Raw genomic sequence first — 26,322 nt, 5'->3', positions numbered from 1 at the left:
TCCACGGCTCAAATGCATTTGAAATAGTCGAATGGCTCCAGGCACTCGCGGCAGCGGTACAGCGCCTTGCAGGCCGTGGAGCCGAACTGGCTGAGCAATTCGGTAAGGGCGCTGCCGCATTGCGGGCAGCACACCTGGGGCGCTTCGCCGAGCAGGCTGCGCTTGCTGGCGCTGCCTTGCGGCGGCGCAATGCCATAAGCGCGCAGGCGCTCGCGGCCCAGTTCGCTGATCCAGTCGGTGCTCCAGGCCGGGGTGAGCCGGCGCTCCAGGTCTGGCGCGGTGAAACCGGCCTGTTCCAGCGCCTGACGGATATCCCCTTCGATGACTTCGGTGGCCGGGCAGCCAGAGTAGGTCGGGGTGACCACCAGGTGCAGGTGGCCGGCGCGCCAATCGACATCGCGCACGATCCCCAGGTCGACCACGCTGACTACCGGCACTTCAGGGTCCATGACCTGGCCCAATACCGCCCAGGCCCGGGCCAGGTCGTCACCTTGCTGTGCCCGCGCGCCGCGGTCACCGGCAATCAGTTCACCAGGTTGCATCGGGGTAGGCCCTTGGCAGGAACTGCATTTCGGCCAGCAGCAGGCCCAGATGCTCGGTGTGCAGGCCTTTGCGGCCGTCCAGGTAGAAGTGGCTCGCGGCCTTGGGCAGCGGCAGTTCGACCGAAGCAAAAGTCTCAGTGACCTGCTTCAGCCAGGTGGCCCCGACGGTCGCTGGGTCGGCGGCAATACCGCATTCGGCCAAACGCACTTCGTTGTCGCTGCCAGCGGCGAGTTCGACGGTGAAGCGCCACAGTGCCGGGATAGCGGCCAGCATGCGCTGGCGGCTGGCATCGGTACCACCACCCAGACGTTGTACCCACTCGCTGGACCGGCGCAGGTGGTAGGTGACTTCCTTCAGGGCCTTGGCGGCAATACCGGCGATTCGCGCGTCGCTGGACTCGACCAGCCCCCGCAGCACGGCGAAGTGCCAGGCGTCGTAGAGGAACTGTTTGGTCATGGTCACGGCAAAATCACCGTTGGGCTGCTCGACCAGCAACAGGTTGCGGTAGGCGCGCTCGTCACGGCGGAACGCCAGGGCATCGGCATCCCGGCCATCGTCGAGCAGCTCGGCGGCATACTCCAGCCAGTTGCGGGCCTGGCCGACCAGATCGAGGCCGACGTTCATCAGGGCCAGCTCTTCCTCGATGGCCGGGGCGCGGCCACACCACTCACAGAGGCGCTGGCCCTGGACCAGGGCGCTGTCACCGAGCAACAGCAGGTAGGGGATAAGGGCTTCTTTATGCATGGCCCACCTCACATGTGTCCGACTTCGTCGGGCAGTTCGTAGAAGCTGGCATGGCGATAGACCTTATCGTCCGAAGGGGCGAACAGCGGGTCTTTCTCGTCGGGAGAGGAGGCGGTGATCAGCGCCGAAGGCACCACCCACAGGCTCACACCTTCGCTACGGCGGGTGTAGAGCTCGCGGGCATTCTCGATGGCCATGGCGGCATCGGCGGCGTGCACGCTGCCGACATGTTTGTGGTTAAGGCCGTGCTTGCTGCGCACGAACACTTCGTAGAGGGTCCAGACAGACATTTTCGATCTCCGCATCAATCGCCGCTCAGGCGGCGTTCTTGTTCTGTTGCTTGCGCGCATAGGCCACGGCAGCCTCGCGTACCCAGGCGCCGTCCTCGATGGCCTTGCGCCGGGTGGCGACACGTTCCAGGTTGCACGGGCCATTGCCCTTGATCACTTCGTAGAACTCGTCCCACTGGATTTCACCGAAGTCGTAGTGGCCGCGCTCGGCGTTCCACTTCAGCTCAGGATCAGGCGCAGTGCAGCCAAGCAGTTCCAGCTGCGGCACGGTCTGGTCGATGAAGCGCTGGCGCAGTTCGTCGTTGGTCTGGCGCTTGATCTTCCAGGCCATCGACTGGGCGCTGTTGGGCGAGTGTTCATCGCTAGGGCCGAACATCATCAGTGCCGGCCACCACAGGCGGTTGATGGCGTCCTGAACCATGTCGCGCTGGGCTTGGGTGCCCTGGCGCATCATGGTCAGGAGCATTTCGTATCCCTGGCGCTGGTGGAAGCTCTCTTCCTTGCAGATACGGATCATCGCGCGGGAGTAGGGGCCGTAAGAAGTGCGCTGCAGCACCACCTGATTGACGATGGCGGCGCCATCCACCAGCCAGCCCACAGCGCCCATGTCGGCCCAGCTGAGGGTGGGGTAGTTGAAGATGCTCGAGTACTTGGCCTTGCCGCTGTGCAGTTTGGCGATTTCTTCGTCGCGGTCCGCCCCCAGGGTTTCCATGGCGCTGTACAGGTACAGGCCGTGGCCGGCTTCGTCCTGAATCTTGGCCATCAGCTGCAGTTTGCGCTTGAGGCTGGGGGCACGGGTAACCCAGTTGCCTTCGGGCAGCATGCCGACGATTTCAGAGTGGGCGTGCTGGGAGATCTGCCGGATGAGGGTCTGGCGGTAGGCCTCGGGCATCCAGTTCTTGGCTTCGATCTTGATTTCGGCGTCGATCTTTTCCTGGAAGTTGCGTTCCTCGGGGGACATTTCTTCCAGCGTCTTAACGCGCTTGACTCCGGTTTCCACTAGCTGTGCGTACATGTGCTGCGACTCCTGCTAAGGCATGAGTCATTTGTAAGCGATACAAAACATAACGTCAAACACATTTATGTGTATCAGGTAATATTTGTGTATCACATTGACAGCCAAGAGGGCTGTCGGGCAGCAGCATTTGCCCGGCGTAACGCAGGCAAAAAAAAGGCCCCGGACAATGCCGGGGCCGAAAAGGCAGCCGAATGGGTCAGCTGGCCAACCGTCTGTCGAACACGTGGCACGCCTTGCCCTCGGAGCGCTTGAGCGTGCCGCAGGGCTGCAGGTGCACCTGGGTGCTGATGCCGATGTAAGTCTTGATCTGTTTGCTCAGCTCGCCTATCACCAGCTTGCGCTGGCCCTCATCGAGGTGCTGGCACTCGGCACGCAACTCCACATGCACCTCGACGCTATCCAGGTTGCCGTTACGATACAGATGAATCTCATAAAGCTCAGATAGCTGTTTTATTTTCAGGACCTGTTCCTCGATCTGGGTCGGGAACACATTGACCCCGCGAATGATCAGCATGTCGTCACTGCGGCCGGTGATCTTGCCGATCCGCCGCATCGGCCGAGCGGTGCCGGGCAGCAGCCGGGTGAGGTCGCGGGTGCGGTAGCGCACCATCGGCAATGCCTCTTTGCTCAGCGAGGTAAATACCAGTTCGCCCAATTGGCCATCCGGCAGTACCTCGCCGGTGGCAGGGTCGATGATCTCGGGATAGAAGTGGTCTTCCCAGATGGTCGGGCCGTCCTTGGTCTCGATGCACTCCATTGCCACGCCGGGGCCCATGATTTCCGAGAGGCCATAAATATCGAGGGCATCGATACCCAGGCGCTGCTCGATCGAGCGGCGCAGCTCGTCGGTCCACGGCTCGGCACCAAAAATGCCCAGGCGCAGCTTGAGGTCGTGCGGGTCGATGCCCTGGCGCTCGATTTCATCAGCCAGGTTGAGCATGTAGGACGGGGTGACCATGATGATGTCGGGCTGGAAGTCGCGAATCAGCTGCACCTGCTTCTCGGTCTGGCCACCGGACATGGGGATCACGGTGCAGCCCAGGCGCTCGGCACCGTAGTGCGCGCCGAGCCCGCCGGTGAAAAGCCCGTAGCCGTAGGACACATGCACCTTGTCGCCTTTGCGCCCGCCAGCCGCACGAATCGAACGGGCAACCACATTGGCCCAGGTGTCGATATCGTTCTGGGTGTAGCCGACCACCGTTGGCTTACCGGTGGTGCCACTGGAGGCATGCAAGCGCACCACTTCTTCCTGGGGCACGGCAAACATGCCATAGGGGTAGTTGTCGCGCAGGTCGTTCTTGCCGGTGAAGGGGAACTTCGCCAGGTCTTCCAGGCACTTGAGGTCATCGGGGTGGGCGCCGTACTCGGCAAAGCGCTGGCGGTACAGCGGCACATTGTCGTAGGCGTGCTTCAGGCTCCAGCGCAGACGCTCCAGCTGGTGTTGGCGCAGGGCATCGACGCTGGCGGTTTCCATCGGATCCAGCAGGGCACGATCGGCATCATGGTACATGTTCATGGCTTCACTCGAATTGTTCTTGTACGCCGCGCGCCAGCGGTTGCAGGCCACGCGGTGAGTGTCATGGAGGCAGCATATACGGCTGCGTTCAGTTCGGTAACAAGCGCAGGGCCTGAACCGCTCAGAGGCGCTCGATGATCATGGCGATGCCTTGGCCTACGCCAATGCACATGGTGCACAGGGCGTAGCGGCCGGCCGTTTCTTCAAGCTCGTGCAAAGCAGTGGTCACCAACCGGGCACCGCTCATACCCAGTGGATGGCCCAGGGCGATGGCGCCGCCGTTGCGGTTGACTCGCGGATCGTCGTCGGCCAGACTCAGCTCGCGCAACACGGCCAGCCCCTGGGCGGCAAAGGCCTCATTGAGCTCGATGACATCCATGTCAGCCAGTGTCAGGCCGTTGAGTGCCAGCACCTTGCGGGTCGCAGGCACCGGACCGATGCCCATCAGCCTGGGCTCGACCCCGGCCACCGCCATGCCGACAATGCGCCCGCGCGCTTTCAGGCCATGGCGGCGGGCTACGGCACTGTTGGCCAGCAGCAGGGCGCAAGCGCCGTCATTCACGCCGGAGGCATTACCGGCCGTTACGCTGCCGCCTTCACGAAACGGCGTGCCGAGCCGAGCCAACTGCTCCAGCGTGGTGTCGCCGCGCGGGTGCTCGTCATGCTCGACCACTTTGGACGGGCCTTTGCGTTGCGGGATTTCGACCGGCACGATTTCCTGTGCCAGGCGGCCGCGGGCCTGAGCGGCTGCAGCCTTGTGCTGGCTGCGCAGGGCAAACGCATCTTGGTCGGCGCGCGAGATGCCGAACTGTTCGGCCACGTTTTCGGCCGTTTCCGGCATCGAATCGATGCCGTAGGCAGTCTTCATCAGCGGGTTGACGAAACGCCAGCCGATCGTGGTGTCGAACAGTTCGGCCGCACGCCCGAATGCCTGTTCCGACTTACCCATCACAAACGGCGCACGCGACATGGATTCCACACCGCCGGCCAGCATGAGCCCTGCTTCACCACAGCGCAGGGCACGTGCCGCATTGCCGATGGCATCCAGGCCGGAACCGCACAGGCGGTTGATCGTGGTCCCTGGAACTTCGACTGGCAGCCCGGCCAGCAGGCTCGCCATGTGAGCCACGTTGCGGTTGTCCTCGCCGGCCTGGTTGGCACAGCCGAAGATGACGTCATCAATGGCTTTCCAGTCCAGTTCGGGGTGGCGCTGGATCAAGGCTTTGAGCGGGATGGCCGCCAGGTCGTCGGCGCGCACACTGCTCAGGGCCCCGGCATAGCGGCCAATGGGGGTGCGTACGGCGTCGATGATCAAGGCATCGGCGTGGGTCGGTTCATTCATCTTGCGTCTCCTGCGCCAGCACGGTGCCGCGCACTTTGTAGGATTTGCCATGGAACATCGCCACCAGGTCACCGCGCTGGTTGTCGATGCGCACGTCGTACAGGCCGGTGCGGCCTTTGCGGCTGACTTCGCTGGCGTGGGCGGTGAGCACGTCATCGCGCAGCGCCGGGGCCAGGTAGTTGATGCTGCAGCCCAGCGCCACCGTGGCCTGGTCGTAGCTGTTGCAGGCGAAGGCAAACGCCGAATCGGCCAACGCGAACAGGAAACCGCCATGGCAGGTGCCGTGCCCCTGGATCATGTCGGCACGCACCGGCATGCGCAGGCTGGCCCGGCCTGGGCCGGCATCCAGCAGGCTGATACCCAGGCCCTGGGTGGCTTGGTCGCGGGCGTACAGGGCATCGGCACAGGCTTGTGCCAGTTGCTCTTCAGTCATGTAGGGTGCCTCCTTTGGCTTCACAGCGGCGTAACAACAGGGAAGGGCGGTAGCGGCTCTCGCCATAGCTGCGCTGCAGGTTGTCGAGCACGGCCAGGGTGTGGGCAAGGCCGATGTCTGCGGCCCAGGCCAGCGGGCCGCGGGGGTAATTGACGCCGGCGCGCATGGCCAGGTCGATGTCGGCGGCGCTGCCGACGCCCTGAAGCACCGCATCGGCAGCCTCGTTGGCGAGCATTGCCACGGTGCGCAGCACCACCAGGCCGGGCAGGTCGGCGATGCCGGTCACTTTCAAGCCTGCGCGCTGCAGCAGGGCTACAGCCTGGTCACGGGCGCTGTCGCTGGTATCCGCTGACCAGCTGATGGCTAGGCGCGTGGCGCTGCTGTAGTCCAGCGCCAGGTCGAGCAGCACAAGGTTGCGCAGGCCGTCTTCGCGGGCGCGCTGGCTCGCCAGGCGGCCATCGGACAGGGCCAGGGTGGCATCGCCCACCTGAATCAGGCCACTACCGGCGCGTTGGGTCACGGCAATACCGCTTTGGCGCAGGCGCTCGACCAGCGGCTGCATCACCCCCAGGTTGCCCTCGACAACGCAGGCCTCTGCGCCGGCGGAGCTGTGCAGTTCGGCCGGCTGCGGGCGCTCGACGCCTTCGGCATAGCGATAGAAGCCTTGGCCGGTCTTACGACCCAGGCGACCGGCGTCCACCAGTTCCTTCTGCACCAGCGAAGGCTGGAAACGGAAATCGCCATAGAAAGCATCGAATACGGAACAGGTGACCGCGTAATTGACGTCATGGCCAATCAGGTCGGTCAGCTCGAACGCCCCCATGCGGAAGCCACCCGCGTCACGCATCAGCGCATCCAGGCTGGCGCAATCGGCGGCACCTTCCTGCATCAGGCGCAGGCTTTCGGCATAGAACGGCCGCGCTACCCGGTTGACGATGAAACCGGGTGTAGAGCGCGCATGGACCGGCTGCTTGCCCCAGGCCTGGGCAGTGGCGTAGATGCGTGCGGCAACTGTCGGGTCGGTTGCCAGGCCCGACACCACCTCGACCAGCGCCATCAGCGGTGCCGGGTTGAAGAAATGCATACCGACCACGTGCTGCGGGCGTTCAAGGCCCGCCGCAAGGCTGGTGATGGACAGTGACGAAGTATTGCTGGCAAGGATACAGTCGACTGCGCAAAGGGTTTCGAGCTGACTGAACAGCGCCTGCTTCACCTGCAAATTTTCGACGATGGCTTCAATCACCAGGCCGGCATCAGCCAAGGCCTCGAGTGTCTCGACCGGGCACAGGCGGGCATTGATCGCTTCGCGTTCAGCGGCCAGCAACTTTCCTTTTTCAACCAGCCGGGCCAGTTGGCGATCGATACCCTCCACTGCCTGGGCGGCAGCACCCGGGCGGTTATCGTAGAGCTTGACGGGGTGGCCGGCCTGGGCCGCGACCTGGGCAATACCGGCGCCCATGGCGCCGGCACCGATCACTGCCACCTGCGCATTGCTTGCGAGTGCGCCCATGTTCAGCGCCCCTTGAAGGCTGGCGAGCGTTTGTTCATGAAGGCGCTCACGCCTTCGCGGTAGTCCTCGCTGCGCCCGGCCAGGCGCTGCAGGTCGCGCTCCAGCTCCAGCTGCTCCTCAAAACCGTTGTCGAAACTGGCATTGAGGCTGCGCTTGATCAGTGCCAGGCCGTAGGTAGGCTGGGCAGCGAGCTGGCGGGCGAGGGTGAGGGCTTCGTCACGCAGCGCGGCATCATCCACCACGCGATGGATCAGCCCCCATTGCTCGGCCTGTTCGGCGCCAAGGCGCTCGCCCAGCATGGCCAGCGCCTTGGCCCGGGCCATGCCGACCAAGCGCGGCAGCAGCCAGGTACCGCCGGAATCCGGCACCAGGCCGATCTTGCAGAAGGCCTGGATGAAGCTGGCCGAGCGTGCGGCCAGCACCAGGTCGCAGGCCAAGGGAATGTTGGCACCGGCTCCGGCAGCCACGCCGTTGACCGCGCAGATCACCGGCAATGGCAGGTCGCGCAGGGTGCGCACCAGCGGGTTGTAGAACTTGTCGATCGATTGGCCCAGGTCTGGCATCTCGGCGCCTGGGGCAACGTTGCGGTCGGACAGGTCCTGGCCGGCGCAGAAGCCGCGGCCTTCAGCCGTCAGCAGCAGCACCCGTGCTTCACTGCTCTGGCGCACTTGCTTGAGCGCTTCGCGCACCTCCAGGTGCATGGCCGTATTGAAGCTGTTCAGCTGCTCGGGGCGGTTCAACGAAAGGAGGGCGACGCCGTCCTCGATGGAAAACAGGATGTGCTGGAAAGTCATGACAGGCTCGCTCCGTCAGTCGAGAGAATGAAGTTCAGCGCCCCTGGAAACGGGCCTGGCGCTTTTCCTGGAAGGCGCGGATGCCTTCATCGCGGTCGGCGGTGCCAGCCAGCAGAGTGAACGCATGACGCTCGAAGCGCAGACCGCTGGCCAGGTCGGTATCACCGGCCTTCAGTAGCGCCTCCTTGGCCAGGCGCACGGCCAGCGGCGCTTTGGCGGCGATGCTGCGGGCAACCTGCATGGCGCGTTCTACGGTGAGTTCGGGCTGGGTAATTTCGCTGACCAGGCCGGCCTGCTGGGCGCGATGGGCAGTGATGGGCTCCCCCGTCAGCACCATCTGCATGGCCAACGGCTTACCGACGGCGCGCAACAGGCGCTGGGTGCCGCCAGCACCGGGGATGATGCCCAGGTTGATTTCCGGCTGGCCGAAACGGGCGTCGGTACTGGCGATGAGGATGTCGGCGCACATTGCCAGTTCGCAGCCGCCACCCAGGGCATAGCCGTTGACTGCGGCAATCAGCGGCTTGGCGAATGCAGCGATGCTTTGCCAATGCGCTACGCGGGGGTCATTAAGGATGCCGACCAGGTCGCGATCGGCCATCTCGCCAATGTCGGCGCCTGCGGCGAAAGCCCTGGCACTGCCCGTAATCACTACAGTTCGGACACGCTCGTCGTCCCCGGCAGCCTGCAACGCAGCAGCCAGTTGTGCCAGTAACTCGGTGCTCAGGGCGTTCAAGGCCTCGGGCCGTTGCAGGGTAATGAGCTGAACGCCGTGTTCGGGCGCCTGCACATCGATATATCGCGGCATCTCGGGTTCCTCTGGCTGCACGCACGGCACATCGCGGGGCCGGCATTTCTTGGCATTGTTTGCAGGGGCGTAATGCGGGATCACGACCAGGTGAGGCCAGTATATGCTCTAAATGATACATATATGCAACATCAAAAATACGTTTCCGTATCTCTTTGTGTGTTATCCGGCGATCACCGCTCCGCCGCAATATCTGCAGATGAATCGTTTTTCCTATGGATTTACGGGTATTTTCAGCTGATTTTTGTCTGGCAGCATTAGATCAACACAAGTGATACACGATTGACGATCAAACAGCTTCTGATACAAGATCGACTGACATTTCAAATCATTTCAGGAGTGATGCGATGCCTTGCTATCGACTGGACGGCCTGACGCCCGTGGTTCACCCGACAGCCTACGTACACCCCAGCGCAGTCCTGATCGGCGACGTCATCGTCGGCCCCCGCTGCTACATTGGCCCACTGGCATCGCTCAGGGGCGATTTCGGCCGCATCGTGCTGGAGGAGGGCGCCAACTTGCAGGACACCTGCGTGATGCATGGTTTCCCGGGGGGCGATACCGTAGTGGAGCGTAACGGGCACGTCGGCCATGGCGCGGTGCTGCACGGCTGTCGCGTGGGCGAAGATTCATTGATCGGCATGAACGCCGTGGTGATGGATGGCGCCCATGTCGCACCACGCTGCATCGTCGCGGCCACCGCCTTCGTCAAAGCTGGCTTCGAATGCGCGGCGCAGAGCCTGGTGATGGGGTCACCAGCCCAGGTCAAACGCCCACTGAGCGAGCAGGAACTGGCCTGGAAACAGCGCGGGACGGCGGAGTACCAGCACCTGGCGCGGCGCTGCATGAACAGCATGGTCGAATGCCCGCCGCTGGCCGAGGCGGAGCCTGGGCGCCCGCGCATGGAAGACACTGGGGTCAGGCCCAAGGGCCAGGCGAGCGCATGAGCCTGGCAGTGACACGCAATGGCCAGGCGGCCCGCCGCACAGGTATAGTCGGTGCTTTATCCGCGCACAGTTCGCCCATGAGCAATCTCGCCCCACTGAACCACTTGATTACCCGCTTTCAGGAGCAGACGCCAATCCGCGCCAGTTCCCTGATCATCACGTTGTACGGCGATGCCATCGAGCCGCACGGCGGTACAGTCTGGCTCGGTAGCCTGATCAACCTGCTGGAGCCGATCGGCATCAATGAACGGTTGATCCGCACGTCGATCTTTCGCCTGACCAAAGAGGGTTGGCTCACTGCAGAAAAGGTGGGGCGACGCAGTTATTACAGCCTGACCGGCACTGGCCGTCGGCGTTTCGAAAAAGCCTTCAAGCGCGTCTATAGCCCGAGCCAGCCGGCCTGGGACGGGGCCTGGACGCTGGTGTTGCTGTCGCAACTCGAGACGGGTAAACGTAAGGCGGTGCGTGAAGAACTGGAGTGGCAGGGGTTTGGCGTCATGGCACCGAACCTGCTGGGCTGCCCACGGGCAGATCGTGCCGACCTGGCGGCCACGTTGCGTGATCTTGAAGCCAGCGACGACAGCATCGTCTTCGAAACCCACACCCAAGAGGTACTCGCGTCCAAGGCCATGCGCGCCCAGGTGCGGGAAAGCTGGCGTATCGACGAACTGGGGCAGCAATACAGCGAGTTCATCCAGCTGTTCAGGCCGCTGTGGCAAGGTTTGAAAGAGCAGCCGTTGCTCGATGCTCAAGATTGCTTCCTGGCACGCACGCTGCTGATTCACGAGTACCGCCGCCTGCTGCTGCGCGACCCGCAACTACCCGACGAGCTACTGCCAGGGGACTGGGAGGGAAGGGCCGCGCGACAGTTGTGCCGCAACCTCTATCGACTGGTGTTTGCCAAGGCCGAAGAATGGTTGAATGCAGCGCTGGAGACAGCAGATGGCCCATTGCCGGACGTGAGCGAGGGTTTCTACAAGCGTTTTGGCGGGTTGGTTTGAAAGGAATGCTCGCGTCACAGCGTCGTGGCCAACATCTACGGCGTCCGAGCAGGGTGCCTTCAGGGGCCCTTGACCTCACATTCACCGCCGCCCTGTTCCAGTGCCATGAGTGCAGGCATATCGAGAATTTCTACCAACCTGCCATGCAGGTCGACGAGACCCAGCGCCCGCAGGTGGGCGATGGATCGGCATACGGTTTCCAGGCGTAATCCCAGGTACGACGCCATGTCTTCTCGGGACATCCGCAGCATGAAGCCATGGGCAGAATAACCACGGCTGACGAAGCGCCTGGAGAGCCCTACCAGGAAGCTGGCCAGCCGCTGTTCTGCAGTAAGGTTGCACAGCATCAGCACACGCCCGTGCTCACGCACGATCTCCCGGCTCATCAAGCGATTGAGGCTTTGCTGCAGGAACGGAAAGTCACGCGCCAGGGTTTGCAAGCGGCGATAGGGGACTGGGCAGACTTCGCTGTCTTCCAGGGCAATGGCGTCGCAGACATGGTGCTCTGTGGCAATGGCATCGAGGCCCAGTACATCGCCCGGCATCCAGAAGTTGATCACCACGCCTTGCCCCTCGGCGGTGTTCAGGCTGGTCTTGAAACTGCCGCAGCGGACGGCATAGAGCATGGTCAGCGGATCGTTGGCATTGAACAGCGCGGCGCCCTTGCGAATGCGAAGGCGTGGGCCTATCAACGCGCCCAGGCAGCTGTCGTCGTCAACCGGCAGGCCGGTGGGGAGACACAGGCCGCTGACCCGGCAATCCCTGCAGTGGTTCGCCAGCGGTTTCAGGTGAATAGGGTTTGCCTTGGACGACTCGTTGGGCGAGTCGAGCCGTGTGACCTTCAGTTGGCCTGGCATCTTCAGGCCTCCTCAGCACTTCGGAGGCCGCTTTGGGCCTTCAAGCCAATGCGCGCACTGTGCGCATCGGCAATCCCAGCGTGGCGCGACCAATCGGCCAGCATGTCAAACGAGTGGGGCGCATTGAGGCGGGTTGTCAACCGTTCGACAAACTGCTCGGCTTCAGCTGCCGTACTGAAACTCACCCGCCAGTGATCCATGCGAACCCAACAGCGTCCCTGCACAGTGTTCTTCTCGACGTAAACGTTCATCAGAGCCTCCAAAGCATGTATCGGTAGACAATGCAAAATGAAGGCGTCCCTGCCGGCAGCGCAGGTGAAGCTCAGGGCGTTATCACCATGGCACGCCTGCGGCGCCTGAAGTGAATGTTGATATGGGTACAGGGTGCGCCTGCGAAGTGTCGAGACATTGATCCGCGTCAAGTTGTTGCGCCATGGGCAATGCCGTTTGTCAGAAGGTGCCTCCAGTTGATAAACATCAAATTCGCAAGGCCTGGGTGGCAGATGCTTGAGCTACATATCGCAACCTCAGAGGTGTGCCATGGAAACTCCGCAAAGACTGCTGCTGATCGCCTCCCCCCTGATGCGCCGAACCCCGGTCTATGACCGGGCTGCTGCGTTGGCCAAGGCCAAGGGGATGGCCCTGCACATCGTGGCTTTCGACTACGTGGAAGGGCTTGCCACGGCGGGCCTGGTGAATGACCAGGCGCTGGCAGTCATGCGCGAGGGTTACGTGCAGCAGCACCGTGAATGGCTGGAAACCCAGGCGACATCGATGCGGCGCAGTGGTGTCATCGTCACAACCGAGGTGGTGTGGGTACAGCAACCCTTGAACGAGATCCTGGTGCACTTGCGTGAGCAGCCGTTCGCCATGCTGATCAAGGCGTTCGAGCATGAGCCCTGGTGGATGCGCGCAATGTTCACCTCGCTGGATATCCAGTTGCTGCGTGAAACGCGAACCCCCTTGCACTTGGTACACAAGGCCAGCCACGCGTTGCCACGCAGGATTCTTGCGGCGGTGGACCTGTCCAGGCCTGAGGATCAGTTCGAAGGTTTCAACGACCAGATCATCAGCGAAGCGCTGAAACTGACATTGCAGTGCAATGCACAGATCGAGTTGCTGTATGCCTACGACTTGGGTTCCATGTACCTGGATGCAGGCGGCAGCCGGGAACATTCGTTCCTGTTCGATTCGAACCACGCCCGGACCTTGCATGACGCTCAGAGTGCTGCCTTCCAGGAGCTTGCCGAACGCAACGGGATCGCCGTCGAACACCGCCACATGCGCATAGGCGACCCGGCAAAGGCCTTGGGGATATTCATGGATAACAATGATATCGACGTGCTGGTCATGGGCAGTTATCACCACCATGGCATCGGCTGGTTCATCGGCAGTACTGCCGAGCGGGTTTTGCATCGGTTGTCCAGCAGCGTGCTGGTGATTTCTCCAGAGCGCTCCCAAGGCTGAAGCACAAGGCCCGCAAGGGCCTTGTCTTTTCAAGGCTGCAGGTCAAGTTCGTGCATGATCTCGCTCACATCCCCGCCAGGGTAGCGTGAGGTGAAGCCTAGTGCCTTGACCAGCCGGTGCATGCCATAGTTGCTGGCCAGATCCCGGGAAACCATGCACTGAAAGCCATTGCGTCGTGCGGCTGCAATCAGGTGCTGCATCAGGCGCTTGCCCAACCCTTTGCGCTGCCAGTCTTCGCTGACCGCCACTGCGCATTCGCAACATTGGCTGCCAGGTAGGCCTGCATAACGGCTGACGCCGATCTGTTGCAATTTACCGTCCACATGAGCCAAGGCGACGTAGGCCATGCGCTGCTGATAGTCCACGGGCATGCATTGCGTGTCCAAGCTGGGCAAGCCGCCGCTGAGTCCGGCAATGAAACGAAAACGCCGTGATTCATAAGTGATTGTGCTCAGAAAACGCTTGTCCCGTTCGTGGTCCTCCTCGCGTAAGGGGCGGATCAGCACCGCCGAACCGTCCTCGAGGTTTTCGACCCAGTGTTCGCAGGTCTGTGGCTGTGCTGTTTGCTGCCCGTTCATGACGCCTCCCGTTACCCGATCATTGCCTGGTGCAGCCGTTTTAACGTGACGGACCGGTTAGGTTCTGACAATCATCAAGTTCAGGCTGGGTAGCAGTTTTCTGATCTGCATCAAGCAACATCGATCCTGCGCGCGGAACATCGTCAGCATCACATCCACTGACGCAAGCGCGGAGGTTCACCATGGGGCAATATCGACAATTGCTGGTGCTGCTGAGCGAGGTCGATCCGCATTCCGCCGCTTTGCGCCGAGCCCTTGCCTTGGCGCAAGTCAGCGGCGCCAGCGTGCATGTGCTGGGCCTGTTCGAGCCGAGCGAGGAGCACCTTCTGCGCGAAGAGCGGCTGAACGAGGCCGATATCAAGCGCCAGTACCAGCATTATCGCGTTCAGTTGACGGGATTGGTCGAACGGCATCGGGGCAGCGGTACGACGCTGACGGTCGACAGCCTGAATGCGGAGGATATCCGCAGCCAGGCGATCGATTACATCAGTGAACTGCAGCCGGATATGGTCATCAAGGACAGCGAAGCCGCGTCGGCCCTGATGCGCATGTTCGGCACCCCACTGGATTGTGCGATGATGCGAGGTTTCAAAGGCGTCAGCCATTTCGTGCCGGCGGCGGCCGTTTCATTGCCGCGGCGTGTGCTGGTCGCCGTGGATACTGCGTTCAGCGAGACGCCTGCCGTCCAGGCGTGCTTCAATCATGGACTGATTCGTGCTGGCCAGGCGCTGGCGTTGCAGTGTGACGCGCCCCTGCATCTGCTGTCGGCCTACAACCTGGCAGGGGTATTCGCCTCGGACATGAATGTCACCCAGGCGTGGATCGACGAGATGCGTGAGGCACTGCAGGAGCCTTTCGAGGCGCTGGCCGATGCCGAAGGCGTCGCGCCGGACCGCCGACATTTCATGGAAGGAGGCCCGGTACAGGTGATCCGTGAACAGGTCGCAGCACTGGACATCGACGCGGTGGTGATGGGCGTGGTACAGCCCAAGGGCCTGGACAAACTGTTGGGTGACACCACCGAGCGTATCGTCAGCCGCCCACCGTGCAGTGTGCTCGCCGTTCATCCCCAAATAGCCGAAAGTTGGGGGCCTTGGCCATGCAACTGACTTTTCTTGGCGGCACCGGGACCGTGACCGGCAGCAAATTCCTGTTGACCCGTGACAGCACGCGGGTATTGGTCGACTGCGGACTCTTCCAGGGGTTCAAGCAACTGCGCCTGCGCAACTGGCAGCCACTGCCCCCAGCGCTGCGTGCGCTCGATGCGGTGGTGCTGACCCATGCCCACCTTGACCACAGTGGTTATCTACCGGTGCTGGTTCGGGAAGGCTACCGCGGGCCGATCTACGCCACGCCGGCGACTTGCGCCCTGGCGGAAATCCTCTTGCTCGACAGTGCGCGGCTGCAGGAAGAGCAGGCCGACCATGCCAATCGCCACGGTTACTCCAAGCATGCACCGGCGCAACCGCTCTATACCGAGCAGGATGCCAAAAGGGTCCTGGCACTGTTTCATCCCGTAGAGTTGCACCAGGTGACCCTGATTGCCGAGGGCATGGAGCTGCTATTGCGTACCGCCGGACATATTCTGGGGGCAGCCACGGTCCAGATCAGCGCCGAAGGGCAGGCCGTGCTGTTTTCGGGTGACCTCGGCCGCCCTCAGGATCCGATCATGCGTGCGCCTGAACTGGTCAGGACGACGGACGTGCTGTTGATCGAGTCTACCTATGGGGATCGCCAGCATCCGGCCGAATCGACCGAACAGTACCTGGCCAAGGTCATCAACGAAACGCTCCTGCGCCACGGCATTACCCTCGTGCCCTCGTTCGCTGTCGGCCGTGCCCAACTGCTCATGTACTACCTGTACACGCTCAAGCGCGACCGGCTGATCCCTGATATCCCGGTCTACCTGAACAGCCCGATGGCCACCGATGCCACTGTCCTGTACCAGCAGTACCGCAGTGAACACCGGCTGACAGCAGCCGAGTGCGCCGCCATGTGCAGGGGCACGCACATCGTCCGCACGGTCGACGAGTCCAGGCACCTGGACCAGCTGCGCGAGCCCGCAGTGATCATCGCCGCCAGTGGTATGGCGACCGGTGGACGGGTGCTTCACCACCTCAAGGCGCTGGCCCCCAACCCACGCAACAGCATTCTGTTCTCGGGCTTTCAAGCCGGGGGGACGCGGGGTGCCGATATCGTCGCGGGCGCCCACAGCGTGCGGTTGCACGGCGAGGACGTGCCCATCCGTGCACAGGTGCATGCGATGGAGAATCTTTCTGCGCACGCCGATGCTGATGAAATCATGGAATGGTTACGTGGGTTCACCCGGCCACCGCGTCAGACCTATGTCATTCATGGCGAGCCACACGCAGCCGACACCTTGCGGCGGCGGATCAGCCTCGAACTCGGCTGGCAGGTGTGCGTGCCTGAGCATCAGGAAACGGTTGCCATCGACCCTGTGCGCTAGGGGCTGTTTCCAACGCAGCATCAACGAGTATCAAGGCTTTTCATACAGAGCCTGGGGTGGCGCGGGAGGTATTCATGAACACACAAGCAAGGGCAAGACTCAGAGCCTGGATGCATCGTCCAAAGGGCAGCCTGGGTTGGATCGTGGCGATTCTGGTCTTGCTACTCGCCGCATCGGCCTACCACGGGCTGAGCCCGACCTGGCGCCTGCCCATGCACGATCCGGCCGTGATACTGGCCTTGCTGGCCCTGAGTGTGGCGCTAGGCTGGGCGGTGCAGCGAGGCGTGAAGCGCACTGTCGGCAGGGCCATTTTCAACGGCCAGGAGGCAGGCTGGCAGGCCAGGCTGGCGTTCCTTCGCTCGGTGGCCCGGGAGTCGAACATCCTGCTGGTGGTGCTGTTGTGCCTGGGGCTGCTGGGCACAGGCGCCTTGTGGTTGGCAGGACGCTCGGTGACGCAGATCGTGGCGAACTGCGAAGCCAACCTGCAGGCTCAAGTGGACGTACCCGAAGATGAAAAACTCACCGCACTGGTCGGCAAACCGGTGTGCACGTGCCTGGCGCAGACCTTCATGGAGCGCAACGGGGTGCTGCGCATGGCTTTGCTCGAAACGCCCATGCAGGAGGTGAGCGGCTTGAAGGTACTCACACCCGATGATGAGCAGCGCTGCCTCAAACAGTTCGACCTGCTGCCCGAGGAGCCTCAGGCAACCATGCCTTGAATAAGATGCTGGCCGCCGCGTCAGGACCGGTCATGGCGCGGCGGCTTCGGTTCAGCTCAGTACAAGCCGATGGATTACCTGGCTCGGATCATCAGGGTCGGTGGTCGTGGTAAATCCTGCTGCCTTGGCCATGTCACGCATTGCCTGGTTGGCGGCGAAATCGATCGAATACATCTGCCGAAAACCTTTTGCCCGCGCATGATCAGTCAGGTGCTTGAGCAGCAAACGGCCGAGACCATGGTGTTGCCAGCTGTCGAGAACCGTGACCGCGCATTCGCATTCATCCTTGGCATCACAAGCGGCGTAACGGGAAATGCCCACTTCTTGCAGTTCGCCGTCGACATGCGCGAGGGCGACGAAGGCCGCTTGTCGGTCCTGATCGACCGCCATCAACTGGTCGAGCATGGCTTCACCGGGCTCCCTGATCTGGCACAGGAAGCGAAAGTGCCGTGATTCAGGTGACAACCGTTCGATGAAGGCCCTTTCGCGCTGCCTGTCCTTGGCTTGCAACGGCCTGATCAGTACATGGGTGCCATTGTCCAGAGCATCGATCCAATGCTCGCCGGATGGCACCGGAAACGCGGTGGGGGCAGGTTGAGGGGAGGGGTTGACTGGAGCCATGGCGGTATCCTCACACGTCTGGAATGAACAGTGGAGATACAGTTTCGTCGCATGGCCTTGCACCGACTTGATAGTTGTCAATTGCACGGCTACCAGCCCATTAGGCGGCAGTCTCACCGGCCGTTGATCAGGAGCAAAAGGGGCAGGCAAAGGTTGCCGCAGGCAGGTTGATAAAGGTCAAGCGTGGGGTTAGCTGCAGGCTCAAGATCAAGGCGTCTCCCAGCGAGGCATAACTCATTCGAGGAGGTCGCCATGTCCGAAGCAGCCAAGAAAGTACCTGATACTCCCACAGCCGCCCAGCCTGCCAAGGCTTCGCCGCCCAGCGCCGAAACATCGGATCAGTGGCGGCCATTCCAGCAGTTACGGCGCCAGATCGACAGCCTGTTCGAGGATTTCGGGCGCCGGCCTTTACGCACACCGTTCAGCCACACGCCGTTTGACGTAGAGCCGTTCTGGCGTCGCGACCTTTTCAGCCATGGCATGCCGGCGATGGATATCAGCGAACTGGCCGATGAATTTCGCATCAGTGCCGAATTGCCAGGCGTGGACGACAAGGACATCGAAATCAAGCTGGTCAATGGGAATGTGGTGATTCGCGGAGAGAAGCAGGAAGAACGCGACGAAAAGCGCAAGGAGTATCACCTGTCAGAACGGCACTACGGCAGCTTCGAGCGGGTTTTCCAATTGCCCCGCGAAGTCGATGCTGAAAAAATCAATGCAGAGTTCGCCAACGGTGTACTGCGGTTACATCTGCCAAAGCGTGCCGAAGCCATTCACCCGGAAAAAGTGATTCCGATCAAGAGTAGCGAGTGAACGACGTTCGGGAACGCTTCAGGAGCAAGGACGCTCCGGCTTCTATTTGGCTTTCCAGTACTTCTGCATTTCCAGGAAGAGAAACGAAGCGGTCCAGGTGATCAGCACCAGGCCAGTCAATGCCTGCAGGCCAGTAAGGTATTTGAGGTGCCCGTCAGGGGTGATGTCGCCGAAACCAATGGTGGTATAGGTGGTGAAGGAAAAGTACACGCAGTCCAGGAAACTCCCGTCGAAATTGCCGCTGAGCGTGCCCCAGCCGTCGGCATGGGCCATCAGGTAATACACCAGGGCAAAGCACCAGACCTCAAGCGCATGGGCTAGCAGTGCGCCGAACACGCCCGCTACGATGCGAAACCGGCTCCAGAGCTTGAGGCGGGGTAGCCAGTCATTCAGGCGCAGCAGGCATTCGTAGTGAATGATCACCACCAGTATCACGACCAGCATGTTGATCAGCGTGACAGTGAGCATCGCGAAGGTACTCTTGCCCTGTGTGGCGGTTCATTTCAAGTTGTCGACCAACGCATGGATGGTAGCTCATTGGCCTGCGGCAGTAACGGCGGGAACGCTTCGAGCCAGATCGCGCGCATCAATCCTTGGCAAACCCGAGCCACGATGCGCGCCTGGAGTCGGTAGAGGACAGTGATGGCCGCCCCGATGACGGCGCATCGGTTCAGCCGTAAAGTGGCGCTATGGCGCCTGGGGGCCTTGATATTTATCAAGAACGAACCAGCGCCGGCTTCGATAATGACAATCGCATACACCCCAAACGCCGCGCTGGGAGGTGCCCATGACGCCGTATCGCCGGATTCTGCTCATCATGACCGAGGCCCAAGCCAATACAGCGCTGTCCTGGGCCATGGCATTGTCTGCGGCGTCGGGTGCAAGTTTACAAGTACTGGGCATCCATGAGTCGGGTGAACTGCGCCTGCGTCATGAATTGCAGGAGGACCCGGTACCTTCGGTCTCATTCGTGCACTTCAGCACCGAACTCAAAGCGCTGCTCGATGAGCAGCAGTTCGTGGGGGCTCGGCCAGGTTTCGAGGCCGTAGAAACCTCCAATCCGCGTGATCAACTGCCAGCCTGCATTGCCCGCTACGCACCTGACCTGGTGATCAAGGACTGCCCGGGCCACTCCCTGCTCGAGCAGATCGCCCGGACCTCGCTAGACCAAGCGTTGCTGCATGGGTGCGAGACGCCGTTGTTGTTCGTGCCGGCGAATGCCCCAGCCATCCCCCGCAACATTCTGGTCGCAGTGGATGTCGCCAACCCGTCGCCACACAAGGATGCCCTCAACCATGCCCTGATCGCGGCAGGTCAGCAACTGGCTGCTCAATGCAAGGGCCAGTTGCACCTGCTCTCGGCTTACGACCTGCCCATCGCCATGCTGGCCAACCCTGACCTTGCCGGCCCCTGGGCGAACCAGTTACGTGAGTCACTGCAGTTGCCTTTCGATGCGTTGGCCGATGCACATGGCGTTGCCCACACGCACCGGTATTTCAGCGAAGGCGCGCCCCTGCGCGTGATCAAGACCTACATCGCCACGCTGAAGATCGATGCAGTGGTTGTCGGCGTCGTGCAGGCCAGGCATTGGGCCAAGGTGATCGGCGATACCACCGAGCGGCTTCTCAGCCATGCGCCGTGCAGCATCCTGACGATCAGGTCTGCGCCGGTCAGCTGACTTTATTGTTTCGCTTCTATCGTTTCTGCAGCAGGCTTGGACGCGGGCACCGCATGCTGGGAAGTGTCATGAGGTCGCTCTCTAGCGTTAAGATGGAATCTGTTTTTGTCTCTAATACGACAATGGAGCGCTGAGATGTTTGTTGATATGGCTGCCTTCACGCCGTGGTCGGCATTGGCAGGCGGGGCACTGATCGGTTTGGCCGCTGGGCTGTTCGCCGTTGCGAACGGGCGCATCGCGGGCATCAGCGGTTTGCTCGGTTCTCTGCTGCAAAGTGGCGGGGAAGGGCGGGGCGAAAAAGTGTACTTCTTGTTGGGACTCATTGCCGCGCCACTTTTATGGCAACTGTTCTCGGCAATGCCTCCGGTTCATTTCAGTATGGCGCCTTGGCTGCTTATGGTCGCGGGAGTTCTGGTAGGCCTCGGTACTCGCTATGGCGGTGGCTGCACCAGTGGCCATGGCGTTTGTGGCCTGTCACGCCTGTCGCCCCGTTCGGCAGTGGCGACACTGTGCTTCATGGCCGCCGGCTTTGCCACGGTCTTCGTGGTCAGGCATCTTTTTTCAGGAGCGTGAAATGAAGCGGATCAGTGGCTTCATTGCAGGGTTGCTATTCGGCATGGGGATATTGCTATCCGGCATGGCAAACCCCGCCAAGGTGTTAGGGTTTCTCGACATTGCCGGGCACTGGGACCCGTCGCTGGCACTGGTCATGGTGGGTGCGATAGGTGCCGCACTGTTGCCTATGACCTGGGCGCGGCGTCACACCACGGCTGCGCTGGGAGGTAAGATACAGTTGCCTGCCAGGCGTGACATCGACCGTCGACTTGTCGGTGGGAGCCTGGTCTTTGGCATAGGCTGGGGGTTGGCCGGCGTTTGTCCGGGGCCGGCGTTGGTGTTGCTCGCCGGGGGGTACTGGCAAGCCTGGCTGTTCGTGATCGCGATGCTCGTCGGTATGGGATTGTTCAATGTTGCGGAAAACTTTCGCAGTCGTCAGGGTAGGGTTTGACGATACACAAATTAGTCTTGATTGAACTCATTACCAGGCACTTACTGAGTGCAACTCTACTAAATGAATATTTAGTAGAGTTATTCCTTAAATTCATATTATAAGGGCAGGGTACCAGAGCTTATCCCGCTATGCTATGCGGCCGCAGGCTGTTGCTACCAGCCACAGCTCCAAGCGAAGGTCCACTTAAGACGCCATATGAAGGATGACGTCCCGCTGCCCAATACTTGGGTTATAGAGGAAGCCCGGACATTTCTGCAGGCAACTCAAGCGCTTGAGGTGAGAGCGAAAAGTTCCCCAGATAGAACGCGTTACTGGCCAGCTGTGAGGAATCCGGCGCTCGCTTGAGAGCTGTTTCTCAAGTCGCTTCTGGTTAAGGCTGACCCGCGTTCCCCAGATCTGAATATGATCCTGATGGGCACCTGCGACTGCGCCTGAAGCCACGTGGTAATGGACACTGCTTGTCTGATCTGTAAAACGCAATTCCTAGCGACCTAGCCAGCCAGTTTCGTGCGATTCACAGAGCCTGGCACCAGGCTTTGAGTTGGACACCTGGCACCAGGCTTTGAGTTGGACAGATGAATAAGTACTGCGTCGACTCTGTTCTCTGGCACGCGGTATCCGTACGAAGCCGATTCAGTTCTAGGCGTAGACTTGGACGTGTTGAACCTCGCGCCGCAACTTGACCAGGTACTGGGTCAAATGACGCAACGTCGGCCGAAAAGCCAACGGCGAGCGTAATTTCGGTGCCCGCGAAAATCGTAGTGCGATCTGGGCTCTGAAGTTTCACCGTGGATTTTTTCACCGTGAAAAACCACCGGCAGAGCTGTCTGCAGCGACTTACTTCGGAGCTGATGCGTGTTGCTGGTAGCAACACCTGGAGCCGGCTGAACTGGTCATTTTTTCGCGTCCGCGAAAATCGCACTGCGAACGGGCTTCCAATCTGGCCAACCCACGGCCCGGTACCTTCATACGAAGGTGCTCATAATGCATATTATGTTAAATTATGGTCTTTGATGAATCCGCCTTGTTTATTTGTCTGTGTCCACTAACCTACGCAGCTGATTCCGCAAACCCCCGAACCCGTTGAAAATCAGCAGCCTCACGATCCCTTGCTCATCCATTCTGTCACCCGTCGTTTCACGAACCCCTGACGTACCGCAACCTACTTCCTACTGCTGCCCAGCGTATTGCACCAGCATCTACACATACCAACAACGATCATCAGATTTGCTGCGCCGGCACGCACCTACAAACGCGATCTGCGCTATACATATCAAATGACTCAGACCATTTGAGATCACTGCCGCTTTCGCCGATCAGAGGCTATTCATACCCCAGACGCCTCAAATGCTGCTCACTAGACACCGACTTCTCGCACCCATTATAGGCTCAGGGAGCGCATATGGCGTTACCGTTCACTCCATTCCCGATCTTCGCTCCGTATGAACATTGGAAGCCTGCCAGTTCGTACAGCGTCCCTCAGAACCATGATGTCCGTTCCAGGCTCGACCAGGTTGACCCTGCCTGCAAAGCCTTTACGAGCGTCATGTATTGCTCGAAGTTTCTGGAGTGTTCAGCGCTTGAGTGGGCCCCCGATCAAGCCAAAGCCCGCTATTCGCTAACCTGCCATTGCTTGGAGCTCATGCTGAACTGGAGCTTTTTCAAAGGTATTCCACTGATGGGTTGGGATGTCGGCGATTTTCGAGAGTTTCTTAACTTTCAATGCAACCCTCCAACTGCCTGGTGCAGTTCTATTTCGCATCTTAGATATCTGCCAAATGATAGGATGGAATTTGCCGATTGGGCGATCAACGAACGGTGGCGGATTTTTCGTCGGAAAGCTGAGGTCTTTCATAAAGAAAGTGGCGACGACCGTTTCGGAAAGCTAGTTCAATGGGCTTTGGGGCGATCTGCGAAAGTGGCAAAAGTTTTCTTCGATTTTTACTTGGCGGAAACTGGATTACTAAAAGCTAATTGCGCGGAGGAATGCCCGCGCGACATCCTTGGAAGTTTGGCAAAAGTTAAGCCATCACTTTGTTTCACCTCAATTGAGCTTGACTGGGCTTTCCAGCAGCTCATGATGGGCAACCTCTCAGATCAACGGTCTGAGCAAATTTTGCTGTATATGGCAATCGCCCGACACACTATTGTGGCAATTAGTGATGTTCATATGTTAGGTCAATTTCGTAGCGCATCTGACGGATCATGGGTATTCGAAAGTGGTGTGCACTCGAGGCGGGCACTTAATCTCTCCGTAGAATTTAATGCTTACCTAGAGCGATATCTAGGCTGGTATCAGGTTGATGCGAGCGAGGCGCTACCTTCGGCACCCATGTTCCCGACTAAAAATGGCGCATTTAGTTATTCTCCGGATGCGCTTAATCAATATATGACTATTTTCGGTGAGCGACTTTCAGTCATGGCGCGCACCGATTCGGATCCAGCGATTGTGAATGCTGCCGCCAAGTTTAAGGGCTTGAACTTCTCATCAATTCGAAGATCATCGGACTTTCGATGATCTTCCGACAAATGATTTAGCTTTCCAGGCGCTCAAGTTGTTGATGGCGGCGCCCTCGCCCATCTTGGGCGTGGCTCTTCGAGCACGGCTGTCGTAAATCAAGCCGCCCGCTGGGCGTGCGTCTTGACCCTGCGGGTGGACATCCTCACGCCTGCGCGCTCCGCTTGCCGCGCGCCGCAGAATTGCTTAGTAAGTCGCGCAGACGGATATGTCTTAGACGCTGATGGAGGGTTGATACGGATTATGCGCAAGCCAAATAGGCCAGAGCTCTCTCCTGGCAATGCCAGACTGGTCATGCCTGACTGATCACCAGGCTCGACCGTGGAAAGAGATCCGGGGGATTAGCTGGAACTGAAGGCATCCACTAGGCATTTGTCGGCGGCTGGTTGCGGTGACGCCACAGCTGGTAGGGTATAAGCTCTTCCTCGTACTTCTCACTCTCATGGTATGTAGCTATGCGATCCGTCAGGTACGCTCTGAAATCTTCGATTGACACAGGCTCTTGGCAGTCCCCGAACGAGCCGCGCTGGCACATTAAAAGAGGTGCTAGCAGCCGCTCTACTCTCCCTAAAAGCTGATGGTGTCTTGATGACTTCACATCGACATTGTAGCGAAGCGCGTACTCTCTCAGTCGTGCCCCACCATGAGCACGATCCACGTGAAGGACGATCTGACAGGATTGGCCGAGCGGGAATCTCGCTTCGACCTGCCCTCGCCCATTGCGTCCAAATGCGCTATCTATAGCCCTTTCAGCCACGCTGAGCTTGTCTCCAGTATCGACAGCTTCTCCCACCACGTCCCAGCTCTGCATATCGATGACGAGGGCAACGATGGCACGTCCCTCAGATCTGTCATCGCACCTAATTCGGTTATGACTGGTGCATATTTCAAGCACGGCCTGCGGCTGCCCGATAGACCTGAGATTCGACTCGAATGACTCGAAACTCGAAACTCGAGCTTTTCTCAGAATGAAGAGCTTCTGCAGAAGCTATCTGACGGCATCAAAGGTTGCTTGGCGCAAACCACAGTTGATTCCACTGAACTCGCAAACTGGGCGAGAGCGATTATGGAGTGGGGAGGCGTCTTCAAACGCCCGGGTAATGCGGTGTGGCTGGAGAATTTAAACGGAGGCCTGCACAGGTACCTTACTCGCGCCCTTCCGGCTCTCCAGGACGAAGACCCTCTTCTCCTTGAGAGGTTGAGCGATCTTCGCTCCAACGCTGGCACCACAAAAATCTATTCGCTAATTTTGCCCGGATTCGTGATTTACGACAGCCGCGTCGCTGCGGCGCTTGCATGGCTAGTAAGATGCTGGGCGCAAGAGTGCGGGATCCAGGCTCCCCCACATCTGCGCTTTGGGTGTATGAGGGCCAATACTCAGAAAGTACCGCGGGCGGTGAGAACCCCTGATAGCAAGACCTTTAAATACTTCGCACCTTCTGGCCACATCAGGTACCACCGACGACATGCGACGTGGAATCGGAGGGCAAATTGGATCATCGAGCAGTTGTCTAAAGTCTCAACGGTAGACCGCAACGGCGTTAGGCTACCCAGGTCATGGACGAGTCGTGCAATTGAGGCCGCACTTTTCATGATGGGCGAGGATCTCACCTTGGCGTTGTAAGCCAGACCCTGCGGACTAGAGATGCGTTTCCGACGAAAGTCCCGTGCTAGACTGGCGCCCGCCCTTGCCTTCGCCAATCACGATCAAGTGTTCGCCCTCCCCTATGCGACATCCTACAAAGGAAACGCTGAGCGCGACGCACGTACAATGTCAGATGACCAGGCCGAACTCATGACACTCAAGTCATCATTTGCCACTGTGCTCCGCGCCATTAGGAGCAAACGCAATATCACCCAGCGGCAATTTGCCGATGCAAGCAGTCGTACCTACTTGTCGAAGCTTGAGGGTGGCAAATCAAGCATCACGCTGGACAAGCTTGAACAGCTAAGCGCGCGTCTCAAGCTGAGTCCATTGACTTTACTGGCTCTAACGCTGAGCGAAGACGGCTGTAGACCGGCTAAAGACCTTGTCAACACACTCAAGTTTGAACTCGAAACGCTAGAACGCGAAGGTGGGTTACCAGGCCTGATAAGCCTGCAACAGGCCACTACTCTCGATTCACCCCTATCTCTCGAGCGAGGTCGAGCAGCGCGGCTCTCTAAACGACCGACTACCGTTTCCCCTAGTCAAACCGAGCTCGCCTTCCCTGAATGAGCACCTGCCGGCATCAAGTCAGCCTGTAAACCCGTGCTCGATTCTGTCCAACTCCTCTCTTGCACGCAGGTAGGTCGCCTCGTCCTGAACAAACTCCAGCGCACTGCATCCATCGAAGCTTGACCGTGGCCGCCCCAACCACACCGCAGCTTTGACCTTGTCACCGAATACTCGCTCAGCTTGATTGCGAAGCAGCTCTGAGAGCTCCATCATCACCATTCTCCAAAACCTTGCTTAGGGCCATCTGTAACCGTCACTGCAAACACTGGTCGATCCCTACCTGGTTGGACAAGTGCATCAACACCCCCCGGTGTCAGGATAGTTGTCGCCTCGCCAGATTTACCTGAAACCAGACCCCGGGGGCGGAAAGAGAGCCGTTGTGCCGTACTATTCCTCTGAGCGCAAAGCCGAACTGCTCAAGATGCTGGGTC

Annotated in this window: 29 protein-coding genes; 13 read left to right on the top strand and 16 right to left on the bottom strand. The window is 60.2% G+C overall.

The annotated features are described in order from the left end of the window. Positions 1-8: 8 nt before the first annotated feature. The 10 genes from paaD to paaF all read right to left on the bottom strand — a co-directional run bounded on the left by paaD (position 9) and on the right by paaF (position 8,998). Positions 9-542 (bottom strand): 1,2-phenylacetyl-CoA epoxidase subunit PaaD, encoded by a 534-nt coding sequence (gene paaD, locus ACYCCG_RS14070; RefSeq protein WP_176684221.1) that lies wholly within the window; start codon positions 540-542, stop codon positions 9-11. Then, positions 529-1,287, bottom strand: coding sequence for a 1,2-phenylacetyl-CoA epoxidase subunit PaaC (gene paaC, locus ACYCCG_RS14065; protein WP_176684220.1), 759 nt, complete (start codon positions 1,285-1,287; stop codon positions 529-531). Before paaC ends, paaD begins: the two co-directional genes overlap by 14 nt. A gap of 8 nt (positions 1,288-1,295) precedes the next feature. Then, positions 1,296-1,577 carry a 1,2-phenylacetyl-CoA epoxidase subunit PaaB gene (paaB, locus tag ACYCCG_RS14060; protein ID WP_004374528.1) on the bottom strand — a complete coding sequence of 94 codons (282 nt, stop codon included), beginning with the start codon at positions 1,575-1,577 and terminating at the stop codon, positions 1,296-1,298. Positions 1,578-1,602: 25 nt separating this feature from the next. Then, entirely contained in the window at positions 1,603-2,592 is a 990-nt protein-coding gene (gene paaA / locus ACYCCG_RS14055; RefSeq protein WP_101196787.1) for a 1,2-phenylacetyl-CoA epoxidase subunit PaaA, read from the bottom strand. Between the two features lie 199 nt (positions 2,593-2,791). Beyond that, positions 2,792-4,111, bottom strand: coding sequence for a phenylacetate--CoA ligase PaaK (gene paaK, locus ACYCCG_RS14050; protein WP_404701018.1), 1,320 nt, complete (start codon positions 4,109-4,111; stop codon positions 2,792-2,794). Positions 4,112-4,232: 121 nt separating this feature from the next. Continuing rightward, the gene (gene pcaF / locus ACYCCG_RS14045) at positions 4,233-5,453 is read right to left on the bottom strand and encodes a 3-oxoadipyl-CoA thiolase (protein ID WP_459670839.1); all 1,221 of its coding nucleotides are present in this window, start codon (positions 5,451-5,453) and stop codon (positions 4,233-4,235) included. Continuing rightward, positions 5,446-5,886, bottom strand: coding sequence for a hydroxyphenylacetyl-CoA thioesterase PaaI (gene paaI / locus ACYCCG_RS14040; RefSeq protein ID WP_459670837.1), 441 nt, complete (start codon positions 5,884-5,886; stop codon positions 5,446-5,448). The genes pcaF and paaI overlap by 8 nt, the downstream gene beginning before the upstream one ends. Continuing rightward, the gene (gene paaH, locus ACYCCG_RS14035) at positions 5,879-7,396 is read right to left on the bottom strand and encodes a 3-hydroxyacyl-CoA dehydrogenase PaaH (RefSeq protein ID WP_459670835.1); all 1,518 of its coding nucleotides are present in this window, start codon (positions 7,394-7,396) and stop codon (positions 5,879-5,881) included. Before paaH ends, paaI begins: the two co-directional genes overlap by 8 nt. Before the next feature lie 2 nt (positions 7,397-7,398). Further along, positions 7,399-8,190, bottom strand: a complete 792-nt coding sequence (gene paaG, locus ACYCCG_RS14030; RefSeq protein ID WP_209966093.1) for a 2-(1,2-epoxy-1,2-dihydrophenyl)acetyl-CoA isomerase PaaG — start codon at positions 8,188-8,190, stop codon at positions 7,399-7,401. Between the two features lie 34 nt (positions 8,191-8,224). Continuing rightward, complete coding sequence (gene paaF / locus ACYCCG_RS14025) at positions 8,225-8,998, bottom strand: 2,3-dehydroadipyl-CoA hydratase PaaF (RefSeq protein WP_209966092.1); 774 nt, start codon at positions 8,996-8,998, stop codon at positions 8,225-8,227. A 347-nt stretch (positions 8,999-9,345) separates the two neighbouring features. Here paaF and paaY point away from each other — a divergent pair, with 347 nt between their 5' ends. Both paaY and paaX read left to right on the top strand, forming a co-directional pair. Then, a complete protein-coding gene (paaY, locus tag ACYCCG_RS14020; protein WP_176684213.1) occupies positions 9,346-9,945 on the top strand; it encodes a phenylacetic acid degradation protein PaaY in 600 nt (199 codons plus the stop codon). Between the two features lie 77 nt (positions 9,946-10,022). Next, entirely contained in the window at positions 10,023-10,946 is a 924-nt protein-coding gene (gene paaX / locus ACYCCG_RS14015; protein ID WP_209966089.1) for a phenylacetic acid degradation operon negative regulatory protein PaaX, read from the top strand. A 59-nt stretch (positions 10,947-11,005) separates the two neighbouring features. Here paaX and ACYCCG_RS14010 read toward each other — a convergent pair whose 3' ends face one another. Both ACYCCG_RS14010 and ACYCCG_RS14005 read right to left on the bottom strand, forming a co-directional pair. Continuing rightward, a complete protein-coding gene (locus tag ACYCCG_RS14010; protein WP_339443246.1) occupies positions 11,006-11,803 on the bottom strand; it encodes a helix-turn-helix domain-containing protein in 798 nt (265 codons plus the stop codon). A 2-nt stretch (positions 11,804-11,805) separates the two neighbouring features. Continuing rightward, positions 11,806-12,054 carry a hypothetical protein gene (locus ACYCCG_RS14005; RefSeq protein ID WP_209966087.1) on the bottom strand — a complete coding sequence of 83 codons (249 nt, stop codon included), beginning with the start codon at positions 12,052-12,054 and terminating at the stop codon, positions 11,806-11,808. Positions 12,055-12,343: 289 nt separating this feature from the next. On the opposite strand from ACYCCG_RS14005, the gene ACYCCG_RS14000 reads away from it, so the two are divergent. Further along, entirely contained in the window at positions 12,344-13,270 is a 927-nt protein-coding gene (locus ACYCCG_RS14000) for a universal stress protein (protein ID WP_459670831.1), read from the top strand. A 29-nt stretch (positions 13,271-13,299) separates the two neighbouring features. Here the strand turns inward: ACYCCG_RS14000 and ACYCCG_RS13995 are convergent, their stop codons facing one another. Further along, positions 13,300-13,848, bottom strand: coding sequence for an N-acetyltransferase family protein (locus ACYCCG_RS13995; protein WP_459670830.1), 549 nt, complete (start codon positions 13,846-13,848; stop codon positions 13,300-13,302). A 182-nt stretch (positions 13,849-14,030) separates the two neighbouring features. Between ACYCCG_RS13995 and ACYCCG_RS13990 the strand changes: the two genes are divergently transcribed. The 3 genes from ACYCCG_RS13990 to ACYCCG_RS13980 all read left to right on the top strand — a co-directional run bounded on the left by ACYCCG_RS13990 (position 14,031) and on the right by ACYCCG_RS13980 (position 17,034). Continuing rightward, the gene (locus ACYCCG_RS13990) at positions 14,031-14,957 is read left to right on the top strand and encodes a universal stress protein (protein WP_459670828.1); all 927 of its coding nucleotides are present in this window, start codon (positions 14,031-14,033) and stop codon (positions 14,955-14,957) included. Next, positions 14,948-16,315, top strand: coding sequence for an MBL fold metallo-hydrolase RNA specificity domain-containing protein (locus tag ACYCCG_RS13985; protein WP_459670826.1), 1,368 nt, complete (start codon positions 14,948-14,950; stop codon positions 16,313-16,315). The genes ACYCCG_RS13990 and ACYCCG_RS13985 overlap by 10 nt, the downstream gene beginning before the upstream one ends. A gap of 110 nt (positions 16,316-16,425) precedes the next feature. Next, entirely contained in the window at positions 16,426-17,034 is a 609-nt protein-coding gene (locus tag ACYCCG_RS13980) for a hypothetical protein (protein ID WP_176684205.1), read from the top strand. 51 nt (positions 17,035-17,085) lie between these two features. Here the strand turns inward: ACYCCG_RS13980 and ACYCCG_RS13975 are convergent, their stop codons facing one another. Next, the gene (locus ACYCCG_RS13975) at positions 17,086-17,655 is read right to left on the bottom strand and encodes a GNAT family N-acetyltransferase (protein ID WP_339443252.1); all 570 of its coding nucleotides are present in this window, start codon (positions 17,653-17,655) and stop codon (positions 17,086-17,088) included. 252 nt (positions 17,656-17,907) lie between these two features. On the opposite strand from ACYCCG_RS13975, the gene ACYCCG_RS13970 reads away from it, so the two are divergent. Continuing rightward, positions 17,908-18,468, top strand: a complete 561-nt coding sequence (locus ACYCCG_RS13970; RefSeq protein ID WP_459670824.1) for an Hsp20/alpha crystallin family protein — start codon at positions 17,908-17,910, stop codon at positions 18,466-18,468. A gap of 42 nt (positions 18,469-18,510) precedes the next feature. Here the strand turns inward: ACYCCG_RS13970 and ACYCCG_RS13965 are convergent, their stop codons facing one another. Then, a complete protein-coding gene (locus ACYCCG_RS13965) occupies positions 18,511-18,936 on the bottom strand; it encodes a potassium channel family protein (RefSeq protein ID WP_209966075.1) in 426 nt (141 codons plus the stop codon). Between the two features lie 319 nt (positions 18,937-19,255). Here ACYCCG_RS13965 and ACYCCG_RS13960 point away from each other — a divergent pair, with 319 nt between their 5' ends. The 6 genes from ACYCCG_RS13960 to ACYCCG_RS13935 all read left to right on the top strand — a co-directional run bounded on the left by ACYCCG_RS13960 (position 19,256) and on the right by ACYCCG_RS13935 (position 25,891). Beyond that, positions 19,256-20,146, top strand: coding sequence for a universal stress protein (locus ACYCCG_RS13960; protein ID WP_459670821.1), 891 nt, complete (start codon positions 19,256-19,258; stop codon positions 20,144-20,146). Between the two features lie 135 nt (positions 20,147-20,281). Beyond that, complete coding sequence (locus ACYCCG_RS13955; RefSeq protein ID WP_339533459.1) at positions 20,282-20,719, top strand: YeeE/YedE family protein; 438 nt, start codon at positions 20,282-20,284, stop codon at positions 20,717-20,719. 1 nt (position 20,720) lies between these two features. After that, on the top strand, positions 20,721-21,152 hold the full coding sequence (locus ACYCCG_RS13950; protein WP_459670819.1) for a DUF6691 family protein: 432 nt from the start codon (positions 20,721-20,723) through the stop codon (positions 21,150-21,152). 1,405 nt (positions 21,153-22,557) lie between these two features. Then, positions 22,558-23,673, top strand: coding sequence for a hypothetical protein (locus tag ACYCCG_RS13945; protein WP_459670817.1), 1,116 nt, complete (start codon positions 22,558-22,560; stop codon positions 23,671-23,673). Positions 23,674-24,316: 643 nt separating this feature from the next. After that, positions 24,317-24,610 (top strand): hypothetical protein, encoded by a 294-nt coding sequence (locus ACYCCG_RS13940; protein WP_459670815.1) that lies wholly within the window; start codon positions 24,317-24,319, stop codon positions 24,608-24,610. 708 nt (positions 24,611-25,318) lie between these two features. Further along, a complete protein-coding gene (locus tag ACYCCG_RS13935; protein WP_459670813.1) occupies positions 25,319-25,891 on the top strand; it encodes a helix-turn-helix domain-containing protein in 573 nt (190 codons plus the stop codon). 18 nt (positions 25,892-25,909) lie between these two features. Here ACYCCG_RS13935 and ACYCCG_RS13930 read toward each other — a convergent pair whose 3' ends face one another. After that, on the bottom strand, positions 25,910-26,101 hold the full coding sequence (locus ACYCCG_RS13930; protein WP_459670925.1) for an MbcA/ParS/Xre antitoxin family protein: 192 nt from the start codon (positions 26,099-26,101) through the stop codon (positions 25,910-25,912). Between the last annotated feature and the right edge of the window lie 221 nt (positions 26,102-26,322).

Source organism: Pseudomonas sp. VEM90, from assembly GCF_054611535.1.
The sequence above is the reverse complement of the archived record's forward strand: the minus strand, read 5'-3'. Positions and strand labels throughout refer to the sequence as shown.

Excerpts from the sequence above, each read along its gene's own strand:
- paaD (WP_176684221.1), bottom strand. The coding sequence starts at position 542 with ATGCAACCTGGTGAACTGATTGCCGGTGACCGCGGCGCGCGGGCACAG.
- paaC (WP_176684220.1), bottom strand. The coding sequence starts at position 1,287 with ATGCATAAAGAAGCCCTTATCCCCTACCTGCTGTTGCTCGGTGACAGC.
- paaB (WP_004374528.1), bottom strand. The coding sequence starts at position 1,577 with ATGTCTGTCTGGACCCTCTACGAAGTGTTCGTGCGCAGCAAGCACGGC.
- paaA (WP_101196787.1), bottom strand. The coding sequence starts at position 2,592 with ATGTACGCACAGCTAGTGGAAACCGGAGTCAAGCGCGTTAAGACGCTG.
- paaK (WP_404701018.1), bottom strand. The coding sequence starts at position 4,111 with ATGAACATGTACCATGATGCCGATCGTGCCCTGCTGGATCCGATGGAA.
- pcaF (WP_459670839.1), bottom strand. The coding sequence starts at position 5,453 with ATGAATGAACCGACCCACGCCGATGCCTTGATCATCGACGCCGTACGC.
- paaI (WP_459670837.1), bottom strand. The coding sequence starts at position 5,886 with ATGACTGAAGAGCAACTGGCACAAGCCTGTGCCGATGCCCTGTACGCC.
- paaH (WP_459670835.1), bottom strand. The coding sequence starts at position 7,396 with ATGGGCGCACTCGCAAGCAATGCGCAGGTGGCAGTGATCGGTGCCGGC.
- paaG (WP_209966093.1), bottom strand. The coding sequence starts at position 8,190 with ATGACTTTCCAGCACATCCTGTTTTCCATCGAGGACGGCGTCGCCCTC.
- paaF (WP_209966092.1), bottom strand. The coding sequence starts at position 8,998 with ATGCCGCGATATATCGATGTGCAGGCGCCCGAACACGGCGTTCAGCTC.
- paaY (WP_176684213.1), top strand. The coding sequence starts at position 9,346 with ATGCCTTGCTATCGACTGGACGGCCTGACGCCCGTGGTTCACCCGACA.
- paaX (WP_209966089.1), top strand. The coding sequence starts at position 10,023 with ATGAGCAATCTCGCCCCACTGAACCACTTGATTACCCGCTTTCAGGAG.
- ACYCCG_RS14010 (WP_339443246.1), bottom strand. The coding sequence starts at position 11,803 with ATGCCAGGCCAACTGAAGGTCACACGGCTCGACTCGCCCAACGAGTCG.
- ACYCCG_RS14005 (WP_209966087.1), bottom strand. The coding sequence starts at position 12,054 with ATGAACGTTTACGTCGAGAAGAACACTGTGCAGGGACGCTGTTGGGTT.
- ACYCCG_RS14000 (WP_459670831.1), top strand. The coding sequence starts at position 12,344 with ATGGAAACTCCGCAAAGACTGCTGCTGATCGCCTCCCCCCTGATGCGC.
- ACYCCG_RS13995 (WP_459670830.1), bottom strand. The coding sequence starts at position 13,848 with ATGAACGGGCAGCAAACAGCACAGCCACAGACCTGCGAACACTGGGTC.
- ACYCCG_RS13990 (WP_459670828.1), top strand. The coding sequence starts at position 14,031 with ATGGGGCAATATCGACAATTGCTGGTGCTGCTGAGCGAGGTCGATCCG.
- ACYCCG_RS13985 (WP_459670826.1), top strand. The coding sequence starts at position 14,948 with ATGCAACTGACTTTTCTTGGCGGCACCGGGACCGTGACCGGCAGCAAA.
- ACYCCG_RS13980 (WP_176684205.1), top strand. The coding sequence starts at position 16,426 with ATGCATCGTCCAAAGGGCAGCCTGGGTTGGATCGTGGCGATTCTGGTC.
- ACYCCG_RS13975 (WP_339443252.1), bottom strand. The coding sequence starts at position 17,655 with ATGGCTCCAGTCAACCCCTCCCCTCAACCTGCCCCCACCGCGTTTCCG.
- ACYCCG_RS13970 (WP_459670824.1), top strand. The coding sequence starts at position 17,908 with ATGTCCGAAGCAGCCAAGAAAGTACCTGATACTCCCACAGCCGCCCAG.
- ACYCCG_RS13965 (WP_209966075.1), bottom strand. The coding sequence starts at position 18,936 with ATGCTCACTGTCACGCTGATCAACATGCTGGTCGTGATACTGGTGGTG.
- ACYCCG_RS13960 (WP_459670821.1), top strand. The coding sequence starts at position 19,256 with ATGACGCCGTATCGCCGGATTCTGCTCATCATGACCGAGGCCCAAGCC.
- ACYCCG_RS13955 (WP_339533459.1), top strand. The coding sequence starts at position 20,282 with ATGTTTGTTGATATGGCTGCCTTCACGCCGTGGTCGGCATTGGCAGGC.
- ACYCCG_RS13950 (WP_459670819.1), top strand. The coding sequence starts at position 20,721 with ATGAAGCGGATCAGTGGCTTCATTGCAGGGTTGCTATTCGGCATGGGG.
- ACYCCG_RS13945 (WP_459670817.1), top strand. The coding sequence starts at position 22,558 with ATGGCGTTACCGTTCACTCCATTCCCGATCTTCGCTCCGTATGAACAT.
- ACYCCG_RS13940 (WP_459670815.1), top strand. The coding sequence starts at position 24,317 with ATGAGCACGATCCACGTGAAGGACGATCTGACAGGATTGGCCGAGCGG.
- ACYCCG_RS13935 (WP_459670813.1), top strand. The coding sequence starts at position 25,319 with ATGCGTTTCCGACGAAAGTCCCGTGCTAGACTGGCGCCCGCCCTTGCC.
- ACYCCG_RS13930 (WP_459670925.1), bottom strand. The coding sequence starts at position 26,101 with ATGGAGCTCTCAGAGCTGCTTCGCAATCAAGCTGAGCGAGTATTCGGT.